This window comes from Hymenobacter metallilatus, from assembly GCF_003944705.1.
Lineage (GTDB): Bacteria > Bacteroidota > Bacteroidia > Cytophagales > Hymenobacteraceae > Hymenobacter > Hymenobacter metallilatus.
In genome coordinates this window covers 74,591-90,904 of record NZ_RWIS01000013.1, presented here as the reverse complement: position 1 = coordinate 90,904, position 16,314 = coordinate 74,591, and the positions used below count along the sequence as shown (strand labels likewise).

Here is a 16,314-nt window from a genome sequence, read left to right as displayed (position 1 = left end):
ACAATAACGGTGGCAAGCGCCACACCCTACCGTGTCAGAAGACAATATTCCCCAGGATCCAAATTCTACCGAGCAGCCCCACCTCTTTGGCGCCGGCGACTCCCTGGATTTTGGTGCGGCCTCCGCTGCACCAACCGCCGACCACGATGGTACCACCCAACTCAGCGTGAGTGAAACCGGGGAGCTGCTGCTGGAAATGGCTGCCGCCGAAACCACCGCCGCCGGGCCTGCCGAAGAGGAAGCTGCCCCCGAGGAGGAGCCCAAATTCGCGCCCGGCGAGACGATTCACGACGTGGCCACCGTGAATGGCATGTACCAGAACTGGTTTCTGGACTACGCCAGCTACGTGATTCTGGAGCGGGCCGTGCCGGCCATCGAAGACGGCCTCAAGCCCGTGCAGCGCCGCATTCTGCACGCCATGAAGGAAATGGACGACGGCCGCTTTAACAAAGTAGCCAACGTCATCGGGCAAACCATGCAGTACCACCCCCACGGCGACGCCAGCATCGGCGACGCCATGGTGAACCTGGGCCAGAAGGACCTGCTGATTGAAACCCAGGGCAACTGGGGCGACATCCGCACTGGCGACGGGGCCGCCGCACCCCGCTACATCGAGGCCCGCCTCAGCAAGTTTGCGCTGGATGTGGTGTTCAACCCCGACATTACGGAGTGGCAGATGAGCTACGACGGCCGCAAGCGGGAGCCTACCACGCTGCCTGTGAAGTTCCCGCTGCTGCTGGCTCAGGGCGTGGAAGGTATTGCCGTGGGTCTGAGCACCAAGATCATGCCCCACAACTTCCGCGAGCTGTGCAAAGCCAGCATCGACGTGCTGCGGGGCCGCGACATCCAGCTGTTCCCGGACTTCCCGACCGGCGGCCTCTGCGACGTGACCAACTACAACGGCGGCCTGCGCGGGGCCAAAATACGGTTGCGGGCTACCATCGAGAAGGCCGACAAGACCATGCTCGTCATCCGCGACATTCCCTACGGCACCACCACCACGGCGCTGATGGAGAGTATCGTGAAGGCCTCGGAAGCCAACAAAATCAAGATTAAGAAGGTGGTCGACAACACGGCCGCCGAGGTGGAAATTCAGGTGCACCTGCCCACCGGCGTGAGTCCTGACCTCACCATGGATGCCCTCTACGCCTTCACCGACTGCGAAATCAGCATCTCGCCCAACACCTGCGTTATCATCGAGGATAAGCCGCGCTTCGTAGGGGTGGAGGACATGCTGCGGCTGAGCACCCAGAAAACGGTGCGGCTGCTGGAGCGGGAGCTGGAAATCCGCCAGGAGGAGTTGCAGGAAAAGTGGCATTCGGCTTCTCTGGAGAAGATTTTCATCGAAAACCGCATCTACCGCAAAATCGAGGAGTGCGAAACTTGGGAAGATATTCTGCAAACCATTGATGCCGGCCTGCGCAAGTTTGTGCGCATTGAAGGGGAGAAGGAGAAGGCCAACGACACGCGCATCGTGCTGCGCCGCGCCATCACCGAGGATGACCTCACGCGCCTGACCGAAATCCGCATCAAGCGCATCAGCAAGTACGATGGGTTCAAGGCTGAGGAATACATTCATCGCCTGAAAACCGAGCTAACCGAAGTGGCCGACCAATTGGCCCACCTCACCCGCTACGCCATCAACTACTTCGAGGGCCTGCTGAAAAAGTACGGCGCGGGCCGGGAGCGGAAAACCCAGCTGCGCACCTTTGACGTGGTAACGGCCCAGAAAGTGGCCGTGGCCAACCAGAAGCTCTACGTGAACTACCAGGACGGTTTTGTAGGCTACGGCCTCAAAAAAGACGAAAAAGCCGTGGAAGTCACCAACTGCTCCGACCTCGACGACATCATTGCCATCCGCCGCGACGGCACGTTTACGGTGTCCAGAATTGCGGAGAAGACCTTCGTGGGCAAGGACATTCTGCACGTAGGCGTGTACAACAAGAACGACGACCGGCTGGTATACAACATGGTGTACCTCGACGGGGCCTCGGGCATCAGCTTCGCCAAGCGGTTCCTGGTCACGGGCATCACCCGCGACAAAGTGTACGACCTCACCAAAGGCACCAAGGGCACCAAAACGCTCTACCTCACGGCTAACCCCAACTCCGAGTCGGAGGTGGTGAGCGTGCAGCTGTCCGATAAGGCCCCAGCCCGCGTCAAGCAGTTCGATTTCGACTTTGCCGAGCTGGCCATCAAGGGCAAGGGCTCCATGGGCAACATCGTCACCAAGCAGCCCATCAAGAAAATCACCCAGAAAAGCCTCGGCGACTCCACGCTGGGCGGGCGGGAGCTGTTCTTTGACAGCGTGGTGGGCCGCCTTAACCACGCCGGCCACGGCCGCTACCTGGGAGCCTTCGACACCGAGGATACGCTGTTGCGGGTGTACAAGGATGGCAGCTACGAGGTGGTGCCGCCCGAGCTGTCTTTGCAGTTCGATATGACCAATATGGTGCTGCTGCGCAAGCTGGAACCCGATACGGTACTGAGTGCCGTGTACTACGAGGGCGAGTCGAAGACGCACTACGTGAAGCGGTTCAACATTGAAACGGCTACCCTGAAAAAGCGCTTCACCTTCATCAGCGAAACGCCCGGCTCCAAGCTGCTGGCCGTCACGGCCTTTGCCGAGCCGCAGGTGGAAATCAAGCTCCAGCGCGACAAAAAGGCCGACAAGGAAACCGAGAAGCTGCGGCTCCACGAGTTCATTGACGTGAAAGGCTGGAAGGCCATGGGCAACAAGCTCAACTACTTTAAAATCCACGCCCTCACGCTGCTCACCGACGAAGGGCCCGAGCCCGAGCGCAAGGCTGCCAAGAAAAAAGCGGGTCCGGCTACTATTCCGCGTGCTGCCGCCGCTACTGCCCCGGCTGACGCGGAGCCCCTGTCGGAACCCCTCGGCGACGTGGATATTTCGGCCGCCGACGTAGCCCAGGCCCAGGCCGTACTGAAAACGCCTAAGTCGCAGTTGAAGCTGTTCTAGAATTGCAGAAGTTTTCTTGCCGCGCCAGCATAACGGCCGCTCATTTCCGGATGAGCGGCCGTTATGCTGCCAATTACCCAACTTTACGGTTGCTACCAGGGCAATACCCTGCCGGCGTTTTTCCCCTTTACCACCTCCGTGCATATGCCACACGTGTTTTGCTGCCTAGCCCGCTGGGTGCTGCTGAGCTGGTGGTTAGTACTGGCCCCCAACCTGCTGGCCCAGCCGCCCGCTAAATCCGGTAAATCTGCCCGGCCTGCCGGAGGAACGGCTGCTCCCGATCCGGCCATTGTCCAGCTCCTGAGCGAAGCGGGCCGCCTGCAGGCCGAGTATCATGAATCGGAGGCGCTGAGCAAGTATGAGCAGATTTTGAGCAAAGCTCCGGCTACGTATGAGGCATTGTGGCAGGCCGCCGTGCTGAGCGTGCGCATCGGGTCCCGCTATACCGACGAAACCCGCAAATCGGCGTACTTCGCCGCCGCCCGCCTGTATGCCAACCGGGCCCTGGTGGTGCAGCCCGATGGGGCGGAGGGTCACTATGCCGAAGCCCTTACCTTGGCCAACCAAGCCACCTTGCTCTCGGCCCGCGGCCGGCTGCTGGCCTACCGCGAGATGCGCAGCCACGTGTTCCGGGCCACGGAGCTGCGGCCCGACTGGGCCGATGCCTGGCAGCTGCTGGGCCGCTGGCACTACCGCGTGGATCATTACAACATTCCGGAGCGGATATTCAGCCGGATTTTTTTGGGTGGAGTGCCCGCCAGTGCCAGTACCTTTATGGCCGTCGATGCCCTGCGGAAAGCCCACGAGTTGGAGCCCAAGCGGATTCAGTTTGCCTATGATCTGGCCCGGGTATATCTGAACCGGAGCCAGCAAACCCGGGCCACTGCCGTGCTGCAGGAAGCCGTGGCCCTCACGCCGGTTACGGCCGATGAGCTGGAAATCAGCCGGCGCTGCCGCCGAATGCTGGAACAGCTGAACCGTCGGCTGCGGCGGCAGGTGCATCACCGCCTGAAACGGCTCTGACGCCCGTTGCCAATTTTGCCCTGTATCTTTACGAGGGTTATTTAGTACAGTACCTATCGTGCCTGGTTCTCGCTTTTTCCGGTTTTCTCTCGTGCTGGCTGCTGGAATGCTGGCCGCCTGCACCGATACGCCCACGGAGCGGCCTGAGCGCATGGTAAATCTGAAAACCGTGCAGAGCGGGCCCCATATTCAGGCGGCGGAGTTGGACGGTGCCATTATCCGCCAGCCTCGTAATGCGTCGCTCTACGCGCGCCGGGCCGCATTTCGGCTGGATGCCGGGCAGGTGGAGCCCGCGCTGAGCGACATCAACCAAGCCCTGGAGCTGGACGATGCCCCCGGCGAGTTTTACTTTACCAAAGCCCGCGCCCTGCGGGCTCAGGGCCGCATCAAGTCGGCGCTGGCCGCTACTGATGAGGCAGCTCGCCGGGGCTTTGCTTCGCCGGAGCTGAACCTGCTGGTAGGGGAGATGCACCTGGCCGCCCGCCGCTACCAGGATGCCCTCGACCAGCTTGACCGGGCCCTGCAGCAGGAGCCCGATCAGCCCGCCGCCTTGTTCTATAAAGGTGTGGCGTATATCGGCCTTCAGGATACGGTGCAGGCCCTCGACTACCTCCGCGCCAGCCTTGCCCGCGACCCGCGCCAACCCGAAACCCTGCACCAGCTGGCCTTTCTGCTCAACGCATTTCGTCAGCCCGCTCAGGCCGCTCAGTATGCCGCCCGCGGACTCAAGCTGGCGCCCGCCTACGGCCCGCTGCTCTACGACTACGGCCGCCAGTTTGAGCTCCAGAACCAGCCCGACAGCGCCGCCCGCATCTACGCCCGCACCGTGCAGATGGATACCACGTTCTACCGCGCCGATTACCGCCTGGGCCTGGCAGCTTTCAAAACCCGCCGCTATGCGCAGGCCGTGCCCCATCTGCAGCGGGCTTTGCGCCGCTCTCCCCGTCTCGAAAATGCCCGCCAGATGCTGGCCGAGAGCTTCGAAAGCCTGGGACGCTACGCCGAGGCTGCTGATCAGTACCGGGTGCTGGTTGCTGAGAATCCTGGTAACCGCCACTGGACCTATAAGGCCTGGAAAGTGGGCAACCGCGCCCGGGGAATTGTGGTGGAAGAGCGGCCCGTTCGCCGCGCCGCCGTGGAGGCCGTCGAGCCTATCAGCACCCTACGCCCAACCTCGGGATTTTAGGTGAAATGGTGAGCTAGTGCAGTGGGAAGTTTAAGTTCCAACTGCGCGAGCGGCTCCAACCGACTATTAAACTCACAATTTCACCTTTCACAACTTCACCCTTTCCGTACCTTGCGGCTTCACGGCTGTTTGTATAGCCATTACGCATCTTTTTTATGCTCAATATCACCCTCCCCGACGGCTCGGTGCGCCAGTTTGTAGATGGCGCCACGGGCTACGACGTTGCCGCTGGCATCAGTGAAGGCCTCGCCCGTAATGCCCTTGGCGTGCGCGTCAACGGCGAAGTGCGCGACCTGCACCGCCCCATCACCCAGGATGCTCAGGTAGCCATCCTTACCTGGAATGACCCCGAAGGCAAGTCCACCTTCTGGCACTCCTCGGCTCACCTCATGGCCGAAGCCCTCGAAGCCCTGTACCCCGGTGTGAAACTGGGGATTGGACCCAGCATTGAAAACGGTTTTTACTACGACATTGACCTGGGCGAGGGCCGCACCATCTCCACCGACGACCTACCGGAGGTCGAGAAGAAAATGCTGGAGCTGGCCAAGAAAAAAAGCCAGTTTGAGCGCAAGGAGGTAAGTAAGGCCGACGCCATTGCCTATTTCACCGAGAAGCAGGACCCCTATAAGCTGGATCTGCTGGAGCGCCTCGACGATGGTTCCATCACCTTTTACACCCAAGGTGAGTTCACCGACCTCTGCCGCGGCCCCCATATCCCTGATACCTCGCCCATTAAGGCCGTGAAGCTGCTCAACGTGGCTGGAGCTTACTGGCGCGGCGACGAGAAGAACAAGCAGCTCACGCGCATCTACGGCATCACCTTCCCCAAGGCCAAGGAGCTAACGGAATACCTGGAGAAACTGGAAGAAGCCAAGCGCCGTGACCACCGCAAGCTGGGCAAGGAGCTGGAGCTGTTTGCGTTCAGCGAGAAGGTAGGAGCGGGGCTACCCCTGTGGCTGCCCAAGGGCACTGCCCTGCGCGAGCGGTTGGAGCAATTCCTGCGTCGGGCCCAGATAAAGGCTGGCTACTCGCCGGTAGTCACGCCCCATATTGGCTCCAAGGAACTGTACGTGACCAGCGGCCACTACGAAAAATATGGCGCCGACTCCTTCCAGCCCATCAAAACGCCGAATCCGGGCGAGGAATTCTTCCTCAAGCCCATGAACTGCCCCCACCACTGCGAAATCTACAAAACCAAGCCCCGCTCGTACCGCGACCTGCCGGTGCGCCTGGCTGAGTTTGGCACCGTATACCGCTACGAGCAGAGTGGGGAGCTGCACGGCCTCACGCGGGTGCGGGGCTTCACCCAGGATGACGCCCACATCTTCTGCCGGCCCGATCAGGTGAAAGAGGAGTTCATGAAGGTCATCGACATCGTCCTGTACGTGCTGCGGGCCCTTGACTTTCCCGACTTCACCGCCCAGATTTCCCTGCGCGACCCGGAAAACAAAACCAAGTACATCGGTAACGATGAGAACTGGGCCAAGGCCGAGCAGGCTATCATTGAGGCAGCTACGGAGAAGGGCCTGAACACCGTAACCGAATTGGGCGAAGCGGCTTTCTACGGTCCCAAGCTCGACTTTATGGTGCGGGATGCGCTGGGCCGCAAGTGGCAGCTGGGTACTATTCAGGTAGACTATAACCTGCCCGAGCGGTTCGACCTGGAATACGTGGCGCCCGATAACTCCCGCCAGCGCCCCGTCATGATTCACCGCGCGCCGTTCGGCTCCCTGGAGCGTTTCGTGGCCGTACTCATTGAGCACTGCGCCGGCAACTTCCCGCTTTGGCTCTCGCCCGAGCAGTTTGCCGTACTGCCCATTTCCGAAAAGTACCACGACTACGCCCAGCAGGTGTACGACCAGTTGGTGCAGGCCGAGTTGCGCGGTACGGTGGACCACCGCGACGAGAAAATCGGCCGGAAAATTCGCGACGCGGAAGTAGGTAAAATTCCCTACATGCTGATTGTGGGCGAAAAGGAACAGGCCGACGGGGTAGTATCCGTGCGGCGCCACGGCCAGGGTGATGTTGGTAGTATGCCAATTGCAGAATTCATCAGTAGCTTCCAGCAACAGGTGCAGGACATGATGGACGGCAAAACCGTAATTGCCGAAGCCACGCACTAACTACCTTTGCTGAAACTAGGGGCGAAGCAATCCGTCCTCTGCAAAGCATAACTCCTAACGTCTAAAAAGCCCCTGCCGGTTACGCGGCAGGGGCTTTTTAGACGTTAGGAGTTATGCTTTGTGATTCTCGCTCAAACGGCGTTGCCTCAGCTGTATCGTTCGGGCAGCAGGTGCAGCATGTTGTCTGCTTACAAGTGTTCAGTATAGCTTAGCTGAATTCAGATGCTTATAGTAGGGGAAAAGGATGACTGGCCGGGCCTTTCTACCTCGGGAAACCCTGTGATTTGCTGTTGCTGCTCCGGCAATTTTGTATAGCGTTTTTTGAGCATTCGGAAAAAATGCCGGATATTCGCACGCTGATTGAACCCATCAGGACCTCTGTGCGTCCTGTCAGTCACGCCTCAAACCCGATTTTCACCCTAAGGAGAAACCGCCATAGCTACCCCCAACCGCCGCTATATCCCTCGTGCTCAGGTCGAGGAGCCGTTCAAAATCAACCAGAAGATTACGGCCCGTGAAGTCCGCCTCGTTGGCGACAACGTGGAGCAGGGCATTTACCCCATTGAGCAGGCCCGTCGCTTTGCCCAGGAGCAAAACCTGGACCTCGTCGAAATTTCGCCCACGGCTGTGCCGCCGGTATGCCGCGTCATCGACTACTCGAAATTTAAGTACGAGCAGAAGAAGAAAACCCGCGAGCTGAAGGCCAAGCAGACCAAAGTTGTCATCAAGGAAATCCGTTTCGGACCCAACACCGATGACCACGACTTTGCATTCAAGCTAAAGCACGCCCAGGAGTTCCTGCGGGAAGGAGCCAAAATTAAGGCCTATGTTCATTTCGTAGGCCGAAGCATTGTCTTTAAAGAGCGAGGCGAAATTCTGCTGCTTAAGTTTGCTCAGGCCCTCGAGGACCTTGGCAAAGTAGAGCAGTTGCCCAAGCTGGAAGGCAAACGCATGTTCCTGTACCTGGCGCCTAAAGCTGTGGCTCCGGCCAAGCCAGCTAAGCCCGCTGCTCCAAAAGAGGGTGGCGCACCAGCCCCGAAAGAGGCAAAACCTGCTGCCGAAAAGGCTGCTGAATAAGCTTTACCCGGGACTTCGGTTCCATTTGTACGCTGGCGCACCGGCCCTAGGCAGCCGACCGCCGCAGTTTTTCACCCTTTATCACCACCACAATGCCGAAAATGAAGACCAAGTCCGGCGCCAAGAAGCGTTTCTCGCTGACCGGCACCGGCAAAATCAAGCGTAAGCACGCCTTCAAAAGCCACATCCTGACCAAGAAAACCACTAAGCAGAAGCGTGCCCTCACGCATGTAGGCCTGGTTTCCTCGGCTGATATGAACCGCGTAAAGGATATGCTTACTCTTTAATTAAAAATGCAGAATTAAAAATTCGAAATGGCTCAGGCCGTTTGTGCCGCTCCATTGTCTGATTTTTAATTCACAGTTTTTAATTTTTAATTCTTTTTCACCAGGCGTCCGGTAGGAACCTCAAGCTGCGGCATTCATCCGCCGCCGGCCGCCAAAAACAACTCTGGTTATGCCAAGAAGTGTAAACCACGCGGCCTCGCGCCACCGTCGGAAAAAAGTAATGCGTTTGGCGAAAGGCTATTATGGCCGCCGCAAAAACGTATGGACCGTTGCCAAAAACGCCGTAGAGAAAGGCCTGCTCTACGCTTACCGTGACCGTAAAGTTAAGAAGCGTGAGTTCCGTGCCCTCTGGATTCAGCGTATCAATGCTGGTGCCCGTGAGCACGGCCTGTCGTACTCCCAGTTCATGGGTGGTTTGAAAAAGGCTGGCATCGAGCTGAACCGCAAGGTACTGGCTGACCTGGCCCTGAATCACCCCGAGGCCTTCAAAGGGATTGTGGAGAAAATCAAATAAGCATGTTCTATGCTTTATTACAAAGGCCGGCTCTGGGAAGAGCCGGCCTTTGTGTTATAACTCAGGCGGAGTGAATAAAGTGGTTAGGTTGCCGGTTGATTTTGGTGCTGCATATCGCGCAGCCATTCCTGAGCCTCTTCCAGCGTTTCAAAAATTCGCATTTCAAAGGTAGTACCCACCCGTAGGTGCAGATCCTCGGCAGAGGCTTGCCCAAACACCCCGGGTGCCGCTACGTGTGCGTAGTAGCGCAGTCCGGCCTCCACCACCTGCGGCACGAGTGTGGTAGCCAGCCAATCGTTGGCGTGCTTCCACGACCCCTGTAGCCGGGTGTTGTCGTTGAGCATATAGGGGCAGTGGGTGTGACGCAGAATATTCAGCATCCCGGCGCAGCCCTCCACAATACCCTCCATCGACAACAGGCCTTGCCAGTCGTTATAAATCCAGTTATTGCCCGGATCGAATTTGGTTAGGAGAAACGTATTGCCAAATGAGTTCTTAAATTCATACTGCATCCGGGTAAGAAGATAAAGTCCGGTTTAAGGCACAACTATTTTAGGCTAACAGATAAAGACAGCCGACAAACAGTTGGTTTACCGGCGTGATATTTTACGCTTGGTCCAGGTAGGAGTATTAATAAAAGGCGTCCGTATTACCATAAAGGATGGATAGGGTAGGGAGGAGAATAGTAAATCGGATGGCAGACTTTCAGCGTTTTGTTTCGCGCACTACCCTGTGCCCTACAGGTTAATACTCATTTTTTGGCCTGCCTCCAGGCTGGAGGCGGGAAATACAGGAGGTGAGTGTTAACGAAAAAGGAGCATGATATAACCCGTACTCAGGAGTCAATTTCTGTAATTCTCCCTTGCCCCGAAATTGAGCCTAGTAAGGCAGGAGCAGCGCAGGAAAAACTGAATTGGTAATCATATGTGGTACCATCAGTATTGGCCGTCAGGCAGATGCTGAGGCTATTGCAGGACATAAATTGATAGAATATAAAAACGCCTCTGCTTGGTAGCAGAGGCGTTTTTATGTGTAGCGGGGACGAGAGTTGAACTCGTGACCTCAGGGTTATGAATCCTGTGCTCTAACCAACTGAGCTACCCCGCCCTGTTTGGTGGTGCAAATGTAGGAACAAGATTTAAAGCAATGCAAGTGTTGTGCAAAAAAAAACCCGCGTATATTGGCTGCCGGGCCGCTTTTTTCAATCAGGGCGGACCCCTAAATTCTTACCGCTGTTCTGCTTATGCCGCTTTCTGCCACTCGCCTTAAACACCGTTTTACGGTTGAATACCCCATTAATGCCTCCCCCAAAATTCTGTATCCGTATCTGGCTTCAGCTTCTGGGCTCTCGCACTGGTTTTGCCAGGATGTGCGCATCGAGGGTGGCCACTTGTATAATTTCATTTGGGACAACCAGCCGCACCATGCCGAAATGGCGTCTCACCGCACCAACCGCTCCGTACGGTTCGTGTTCCTGGATGAAAACAAACGTCATACGGCCGATGCCAACTACCTGGATTTTCTGATTGAGGAGTCGCAACTGACGCAGGAGGTGTATTTACGGGTGGTGGATTACTCGGAGGAAACCGACACCATTGAGTTGCAGGAAATGTGGGATAGTCTGATTCAGAAACTTCGGGAACAGGTAGGCGGCTAAACGGCGTTTACCAGCAGGCGGGGAGCAGACACGAAACGAGCCGTATCTTCGTTTCCTGTTTGCTCCCTCTTTGTTTGTAGCGCCCTTTCGCCAGCGGAAAATACTGGCCGGGCCTGCCTGGTATGAAAAAACTCGATAAACTTATTCTGCAGGCGTTTGCCGGGCCGTTTGTGCTCACCTTCGCCGTAGTTCAGTTCATCTTCCTCATGCAGTTCATGATGAAGTACATGGACGACCTCGTGGGAAAGGACCTGGGCTTTGGCGTCATTGCTCAGCTGCTGTTCTACTTCAGCGTGCTGATTGTGCCCATTTCGTTGCCGCTAGCCGTGCTGCTCTCCTCGCTAATGACGTATGGTAGCCTGGGAGAACACCATGAACTGACAGCTATTAAAACGGCGGGCATTTCACTCACGCGAATTCTGCGGCCGGTGATGGTGTTCAGTGTTCTGCTGGCAGGTGGAGCCTTCTGGTTCAATAATACGATTGTGCCCATGGCTAACCTGGAAGCGTATAGTCTGCTTTGGGACGTACGCCAGCAGAAACTGGCCCTGGACATTCGGGAAGGGGTTTTTTACAACGGTATACCAGGCTACACGATTAAAGTGAACAAAAAGCTGGGTGAGAATGGCGACCTACTCAAGGGGGTCATGATTTATGACCATACCCAGAGCCGGGGCGGTAACGCCGTAATTCTGGCCGATTCGGGCCGGATGTTCACCCGCTTTGGCGGCCAGTACCTGGGGCTGGAGTTGTACCACGGCCGCACGTACGTGGAGCAGCCCAACGCGCAGAATGCGTCGGGGGCCAGCTTTATCCGTCAGAATTTCGACCGGAATCTGATTACGTTTTCCCTGGCCTCGTTTGGAATGGACCGCACCAAAAAGGAGCTGTTCAACACCAATAAGATGATGCTGAACCTGGCGCAACTATCGCATTATACCGATTCGCTGCACAACCGCCTGTTTACGGAACGGCGTCATCTCATCCCCCAACTCAACCCCTACTACACGTATCTGCGCCTTGATACCACCGGCCGGGTGGCCCTGCAACGGGTTGAGAACTGGCAGGTGCCAGCCGTAGAGTTGCGGCCCGTAAACCAGAATATTGCGCAACAGGCTGCAAACCGGGCCCGCAATGTGCGTTCTTTTTTGGGTACCTCGGCTGAGCGGCTTAATAATCTAACCAAGGAAACGGCTAATTACCGCATCGAGAGCTACCGTAAATACACCCAGTCCGCCGCTATTCTGCTGATGTTTTTGATTGGGGCGCCGCTGGGTGCTATCATCAAAAAAGGCGGAATTGGAGTACCCATTCTGGTATCCATCGTCTTCTTTATTATTTATTACGTGGTTTCAATAATGGGCGAAAAATACGGCCGCGAGGTAGTAATGCCGGTGGGAGTAGGCATGTGGCTGTCGGCGGCGGTGCTACTGCCCATCGGGCTGTTCTTCCTCTACCAGGCCCGTCACGACTCCGGCCTGCTGGAAGTCGATTGGAACCGCTTCGTACCAAGCTGGCTCCGCTGGCCGTTGCGCGGCTACAAGAAGTCCCTTTAAGCAAGCACCGGCATGAGATTGTAAAAAGTCAGCGCAGAAAGCGGTTTTACTATCTGAAATCCCTACCTTTGCGGCCACCCCGAAATGCGGGGTGGCTTTTCTTTTTCTCAATTTTTAATCCAAGACGGGGAAACCTATCTGCCGATGCAACTCACTACTGAAGCAAAACAGGCTATTTTCGAAAAGAACAGCCTGCAGAAGTCCGCTAACGACACCGGTTCGGCCGAGTCGCAGATTGCGCTGTTCACGCACCGCATTTCGCACCTGACCGAGCACCTGAAGGTGAACAAGAAGGACTACTCGACCCGTCTGGGTCTGCTGAAGCTCGTTGGTAAGCGCCGTCGGATGCTGGACTACCTCCAGCACCGCGACATCAACCGCTACCGCGCCATCATCAAGGAGCTGGGCATTCGTAAGTAAGCCCACGGTCCGGAGCAGGGAGCTTTCCGACACGGGAAGTTCCCTGCTCTTTTTTTGTCCGAAGCCGGCCGCATTATTCTGCCGGTTTCGTTGTTTACTCCCCCGTACAACTCCACTTATCAGAGCAAACCGAAGTCACTGCCGGCCTCGGTTTTACGGCTGCTCGCCCGCTGCACGCTTTCTAAAAGCAACCCTCTCAGATGCCCAATTACACCGCGGTTACCAAACACATTACGCTGCCCGATGGGCGGCAGATTTCCATTGAAACCGGCAAGCTGGCCAAATTCGCGGATGGTGCCGTAGTGGTGCGCCTCGGCGACGCCATGCTGCTGGCTACCGTCGTGTCGCAGCCCAGCGCCCGCGGCGACGTGGATTTTCTGCCCCTGTCGGTTGACTACCAGGAGAAATTCGGGGGTGCCGGCAACATTCCCGGCTCGTTCCAGCGCCGGGAAGGCCGCCTCTCGGATTACGAAATCCTGGTGTGCCGCCTCGTAGACCGCATCCTCCGCCCGATGTTCCCCAAGGACTATCATTACGAGGTGCAGGTGATGATTACCCTGATTTCGGCCGACAAAACGGTGCAGCCCGACGCGCTGGCCGCGCTGGCGGCTTCGGCAGCCCTCTCGATTTCGGACATTCCCTTCGCCGGGCCTATCTCGGAGGTGCGCGTGGCCCGCATCGACGGCAAACTGCAGATCAATCCCCTCACTGCCGACATTGCCCGCGCCGACATCGACCTGATTGTGGGTGCCACGGCCGACTCGGTAGCCATGGTGGAAGGCGAGATGAACGAAGTGAGCGAGGAAGAAATGGTGGAAGCCATTGCCTATGCCCACGAAGCTATTAAGGAGCAGGTGCGCGTACAGCAGGAACTGGCCGCTGAAGTGGAAAAATCCCACGTGAAGCGCGAGTACCCCAAGTATGAGGAAAACGACGACCTCAAAAAGCGTATTCACGAAGGCGTATACCAGCAGGCTTACGAAATTGCCAAATCGGGCAATACCAGCAAATCCGGCCGGAAAGAAGCATTCAGTGCCGTAAAAAAATCCCTGACTGAGAAGCTGCTGGAAGAGCAGCCCGAGCTGGACATGAAGATGTTCGGCCGCTATTACTCTTCGGCCGAGAAAAAAGCTATCCGGGACATGATGATCAAGGAGCGCACCCGCCTCGACGGCCGCGCCCTGACGCAGATCCGTCCGATCTGGAGCGAAGTGAACTACCTGCCCGGTGCCCACGGCTCGGCCCTGTTCACCCGCGGTGAAACTCAGTCGCTGACCACGGTGGCCCTGGGTACCAAGCTCGATGAGCAGATCATCGACACGGCCATGACCTCGGGCTACAGCAAGTTCATGCTACACTACAACTTCCCGGCCTTCTCAACCGGTGAGGTAAAGCCTAACCGCGGCCCCGGCCGCCGCGAAATCGGCCACGGCAACTTGGCCCAGCGCTCCTTGAAAAAGGTGATGCCTTCCGACGACGAGAACCCCTACACCGTACGCATCGTGTCGGACATCCTGGAGTCGAACGGCTCCAGCTCAATGGCTACGGTGTGCGCTGGCTCAATGGCCCTGATGGACGCCGGTATTCCGGTGCGTGCTGCCGTTTCGGGCATTGCCATGGGCCTCGTGCAGGACAAGGAAACGGGTGAGTACGCCGTGCTTTCCGACATTCTGGGCGATGAGGACCACCTCGGCGACATGGACTTCAAGGTAACCGGCACCGAGAAAGGTATCGTGGCTTGCCAGATGGACATCAAAATCCAGGGGCTGAGCGCCGAAATCATGACGGCGGCGTTGCACCAGGCCCGCGAAGGCCGCCTGCACATCCTGCGCGAAATGGCCAAGACCATCAGCCAGCCCGCTGCCGAGCTGAAGCCGCATACTCCTCGTTCGCACAAAATGCTGATCGACAAGGAGTTCATTGGGGCCGTAATCGGGCCAGGCGGTAAAGTAATTCAGCAGATCCAGAAGGATACCAACGCTACGGTTATCATCGAGGAGAAAGACGAGAAAGGCCACGTAAGCATCTACGCCTCCAACCAGGAGGATATGCAGGCGGCTATCAGCCGTATCCAGGCCATTGCGGCCGTGCCGGAAGTAGGAGCAACCTACAAAGGCAAAGTGCGCAGCATTCAGCCCTACGGTGCCTTCGTGGAAATTATGCCCGGCAAAGATGGTTTGTTGCACATTTCGGAGGTGTCGCATGAACGCTTGGCAGCCTTGGAAGGGGTACTGGAAGTAGGACAGGAAATTGACGTGAAGCTGCTCGATATCGACAAGAAAACGGGCAAATACCGCTTGTCGCGCAAGGTGCTGCTGCCCAAGCCCGAACGGGCTGCCGACTCCAACGGCGCTGCGTAAGCAGGCCTTCCCGAACTTTCGCGGGTACCGGCGTGTTGCACACAATCGAGCCGGTACCCGCGTTTGGGTATCCTCCGTATATCGGAGCAAACACGACGTTAGTAGCCTCAACACTTCATTTCTCTCGCGCCCGCAATGAGACAGTTAAAAATCAGCAAGCAGATCACCAACCGCGAAAGTCAGTCGCTGGATAAATACCTCCAGGAGATTGGCAAGGTGGATCTGCTAACCCCCGATGAGGAGGTGACGCTGGCGCAACGCATCAAAGAAGGTGACCAGCAAGCGCTGGAAAAACTCACCAAAGCCAACCTGCGCTTCGTGGTGTCGGTGGCCAAGCAGTACCAGAACCAGGGCCTGAGCCTAGGCGATTTGATTAACGAGGGCAACCTTGGCTTGATTAAAGCCGCCAAGCGTTTTGACGAAACCCGGGGGTTTAAATTCATTTCCTACGCCGTATGGTGGATTCGCCAGTCGATTCTGCAGGCGTTGGCCGAGCAGTCGCGCATTGTGCGCCTGCCCTTGAACCGGGTTGGTTCGCTGAACAAAATCAGCAAGTCGTTCTCGGAACTGGAGCAAAAATTTGAGCGGGAGCCCTCGCCCGAAGAAATTGCCGAAGTACTGGAACTGACCACTTCGGAAGTAGTGGATACTCTGAAGATTTCGGGTCGCCACGTATCCGTGGACGCGCCGTTCGTGCAGGGCGAAGAAAACCGCCTGCTCGACGTGCTCGAAAATGAGGACGAAGAATCGCCCGACACCGGCCTGATGAATGACTCGCTCCGCAAGGAGGTGCAGCGCGCCTTGAGCACGCTCACCAAGCGGGAGGCCGACGTGATTACCCTCTATTTCGGCCTGAACGGGGAACACTCCCTCACGCTGGAAGAAATTGGGGAGAAGTTCAACCTGACCCGGGAGCGGGTGCGACAGATCAAGGAAAAAGCCATCCGTCGTTTGCGCCATACCTCGCGCAGCAAGGCCCTGAAACCCTATCTGGGGTAAGCAACTTTACCCCGCCGCAGAAAACCCTGACCATTGGTTGGGGTTTTTTGTTGTAGCGTGGGCTTCCTGTACCGCCCTGTCATCCCGAGCATGTCGCGTATCAAGCGAGGACGAAAGATCTTGTCATGTAAG

Annotated in this window: 12 protein-coding genes, 1 tRNA gene and 1 pseudogene; 12 read left to right on the top strand and 2 right to left on the bottom strand. The window is 57.2% G+C overall.

Features of this window, described 5'->3' with window-relative positions; translation table 11 throughout:
• Positions 1-196: 196 nt before the first annotated feature.
• The 7 genes and pseudogenes from EI290_RS17660 to rplT all read left to right on the top strand — a co-directional run bounded on the left by EI290_RS17660 (position 197) and on the right by rplT (position 9,190).
• Positions 197-2,980 carry a DNA gyrase/topoisomerase IV subunit A gene (locus EI290_RS17660; protein WP_125433049.1) on the top strand — a complete coding sequence of 928 codons (2,784 nt, stop codon included), beginning with the start codon at positions 197-199 and terminating at the stop codon, positions 2,978-2,980.
• Between the two features lie 63 nt (positions 2,981-3,043).
• Positions 3,044-4,003, top strand: a complete 960-nt coding sequence (locus EI290_RS17655; protein WP_221766277.1) for a tetratricopeptide repeat protein — start codon at positions 3,044-3,046, stop codon at positions 4,001-4,003.
• Between the two features lie 58 nt (positions 4,004-4,061).
• Entirely contained in the window at positions 4,062-5,189 is a 1,128-nt protein-coding gene (locus EI290_RS17650; RefSeq protein WP_125432991.1) for a tetratricopeptide repeat protein, read from the top strand.
• A gap of 155 nt (positions 5,190-5,344) precedes the next feature.
• Entirely contained in the window at positions 5,345-7,312 is a 1,968-nt protein-coding gene (gene thrS / locus EI290_RS17645) for a threonine--tRNA ligase (protein ID WP_125432990.1), read from the top strand.
• Between the two features lie 435 nt (positions 7,313-7,747).
• Positions 7,748-8,305: pseudogene (infC, locus tag EI290_RS17640) on the top strand (translation initiation factor IF-3); the annotation flags it as partial.
• A gap of 176 nt (positions 8,306-8,481) precedes the next feature.
• A complete protein-coding gene (rpmI, locus tag EI290_RS17635; protein WP_125432988.1) occupies positions 8,482-8,676 on the top strand; it encodes a 50S ribosomal protein L35 in 195 nt (64 codons plus the stop codon).
• Positions 8,677-8,845: 169 nt separating this feature from the next.
• On the top strand, positions 8,846-9,190 hold the full coding sequence (gene rplT, locus EI290_RS17630; protein ID WP_125432987.1) for a 50S ribosomal protein L20: 345 nt from the start codon (positions 8,846-8,848) through the stop codon (positions 9,188-9,190).
• Between the two features lie 83 nt (positions 9,191-9,273).
• Here the strand turns inward: rplT and EI290_RS17625 are convergent, their stop codons facing one another.
• Both EI290_RS17625 and EI290_RS17620 read right to left on the bottom strand, forming a co-directional pair.
• Positions 9,274-9,702, bottom strand: coding sequence for a hypothetical protein (locus EI290_RS17625; RefSeq protein ID WP_125432986.1), 429 nt, complete (start codon positions 9,700-9,702; stop codon positions 9,274-9,276).
• A 521-nt stretch (positions 9,703-10,223) separates the two neighbouring features.
• Positions 10,224-10,297: transfer RNA gene (locus tag EI290_RS17620), tRNA-Met, on the bottom strand.
• 136 nt (positions 10,298-10,433) lie between these two features.
• Here EI290_RS17620 and EI290_RS17615 point away from each other — a divergent pair.
• The 5 genes from EI290_RS17615 to EI290_RS17595 all read left to right on the top strand — a co-directional run bounded on the left by EI290_RS17615 (position 10,434) and on the right by EI290_RS17595 (position 16,182).
• A complete protein-coding gene (locus EI290_RS17615) occupies positions 10,434-10,847 on the top strand; it encodes an START-like domain-containing protein (protein ID WP_125432985.1) in 414 nt (137 codons plus the stop codon).
• 122 nt (positions 10,848-10,969) lie between these two features.
• Positions 10,970-12,403 carry an LptF/LptG family permease gene (locus tag EI290_RS17610; protein WP_125432984.1) on the top strand — a complete coding sequence of 478 codons (1,434 nt, stop codon included), beginning with the start codon at positions 10,970-10,972 and terminating at the stop codon, positions 12,401-12,403.
• A 144-nt stretch (positions 12,404-12,547) separates the two neighbouring features.
• Complete coding sequence (gene rpsO / locus EI290_RS17605; protein WP_125432983.1) at positions 12,548-12,823, top strand: 30S ribosomal protein S15; 276 nt, start codon at positions 12,548-12,550, stop codon at positions 12,821-12,823.
• A 200-nt stretch (positions 12,824-13,023) separates the two neighbouring features.
• Positions 13,024-15,183, top strand: coding sequence for a polyribonucleotide nucleotidyltransferase (gene pnp / locus EI290_RS17600; RefSeq protein WP_125432982.1), 2,160 nt, complete (start codon positions 13,024-13,026; stop codon positions 15,181-15,183).
• Positions 15,184-15,318: 135 nt separating this feature from the next.
• Entirely contained in the window at positions 15,319-16,182 is an 864-nt protein-coding gene (locus EI290_RS17595) for a sigma-70 family RNA polymerase sigma factor (protein WP_022823752.1), read from the top strand.
• The last annotated feature ends 132 nt before the right edge of the window (positions 16,183-16,314 follow it).

What these genes read in the sequence shown, in the direction of transcription:
- pnp (WP_125432982.1), top strand. Translation starts at nt 13,024, where the DNA reads ATGCCCAATTACACCGCGGTTACCAAACACATTACGCTGCCCGATGGG.
- rpmI (WP_125432988.1), top strand. Translation starts at nt 8,482, where the DNA reads ATGCCGAAAATGAAGACCAAGTCCGGCGCCAAGAAGCGTTTCTCGCTG.
- EI290_RS17610 (WP_125432984.1), top strand. Translation starts at nt 10,970, where the DNA reads ATGAAAAAACTCGATAAACTTATTCTGCAGGCGTTTGCCGGGCCGTTT.
- EI290_RS17595 (WP_022823752.1), top strand. Translation starts at nt 15,319, where the DNA reads ATGAGACAGTTAAAAATCAGCAAGCAGATCACCAACCGCGAAAGTCAG.
- rplT (WP_125432987.1), top strand. Translation starts at nt 8,846, where the DNA reads ATGCCAAGAAGTGTAAACCACGCGGCCTCGCGCCACCGTCGGAAAAAA.
- EI290_RS17655 (WP_221766277.1), top strand. Translation starts at nt 3,044, where the DNA reads ATGCTGCCAATTACCCAACTTTACGGTTGCTACCAGGGCAATACCCTG.
- EI290_RS17660 (WP_125433049.1), top strand. Translation starts at nt 197, where the DNA reads ATGGCTGCCGCCGAAACCACCGCCGCCGGGCCTGCCGAAGAGGAAGCT.
- EI290_RS17625 (WP_125432986.1), bottom strand. Translation starts at nt 9,702, where the DNA reads ATGCAGTATGAATTTAAGAACTCATTTGGCAATACGTTTCTCCTAACC.
- rpsO (WP_125432983.1), top strand. Translation starts at nt 12,548, where the DNA reads ATGCAACTCACTACTGAAGCAAAACAGGCTATTTTCGAAAAGAACAGC.
- EI290_RS17615 (WP_125432985.1), top strand. Translation starts at nt 10,434, where the DNA reads ATGCCGCTTTCTGCCACTCGCCTTAAACACCGTTTTACGGTTGAATAC.
- thrS (WP_125432990.1), top strand. Translation starts at nt 5,345, where the DNA reads ATGCTCAATATCACCCTCCCCGACGGCTCGGTGCGCCAGTTTGTAGAT.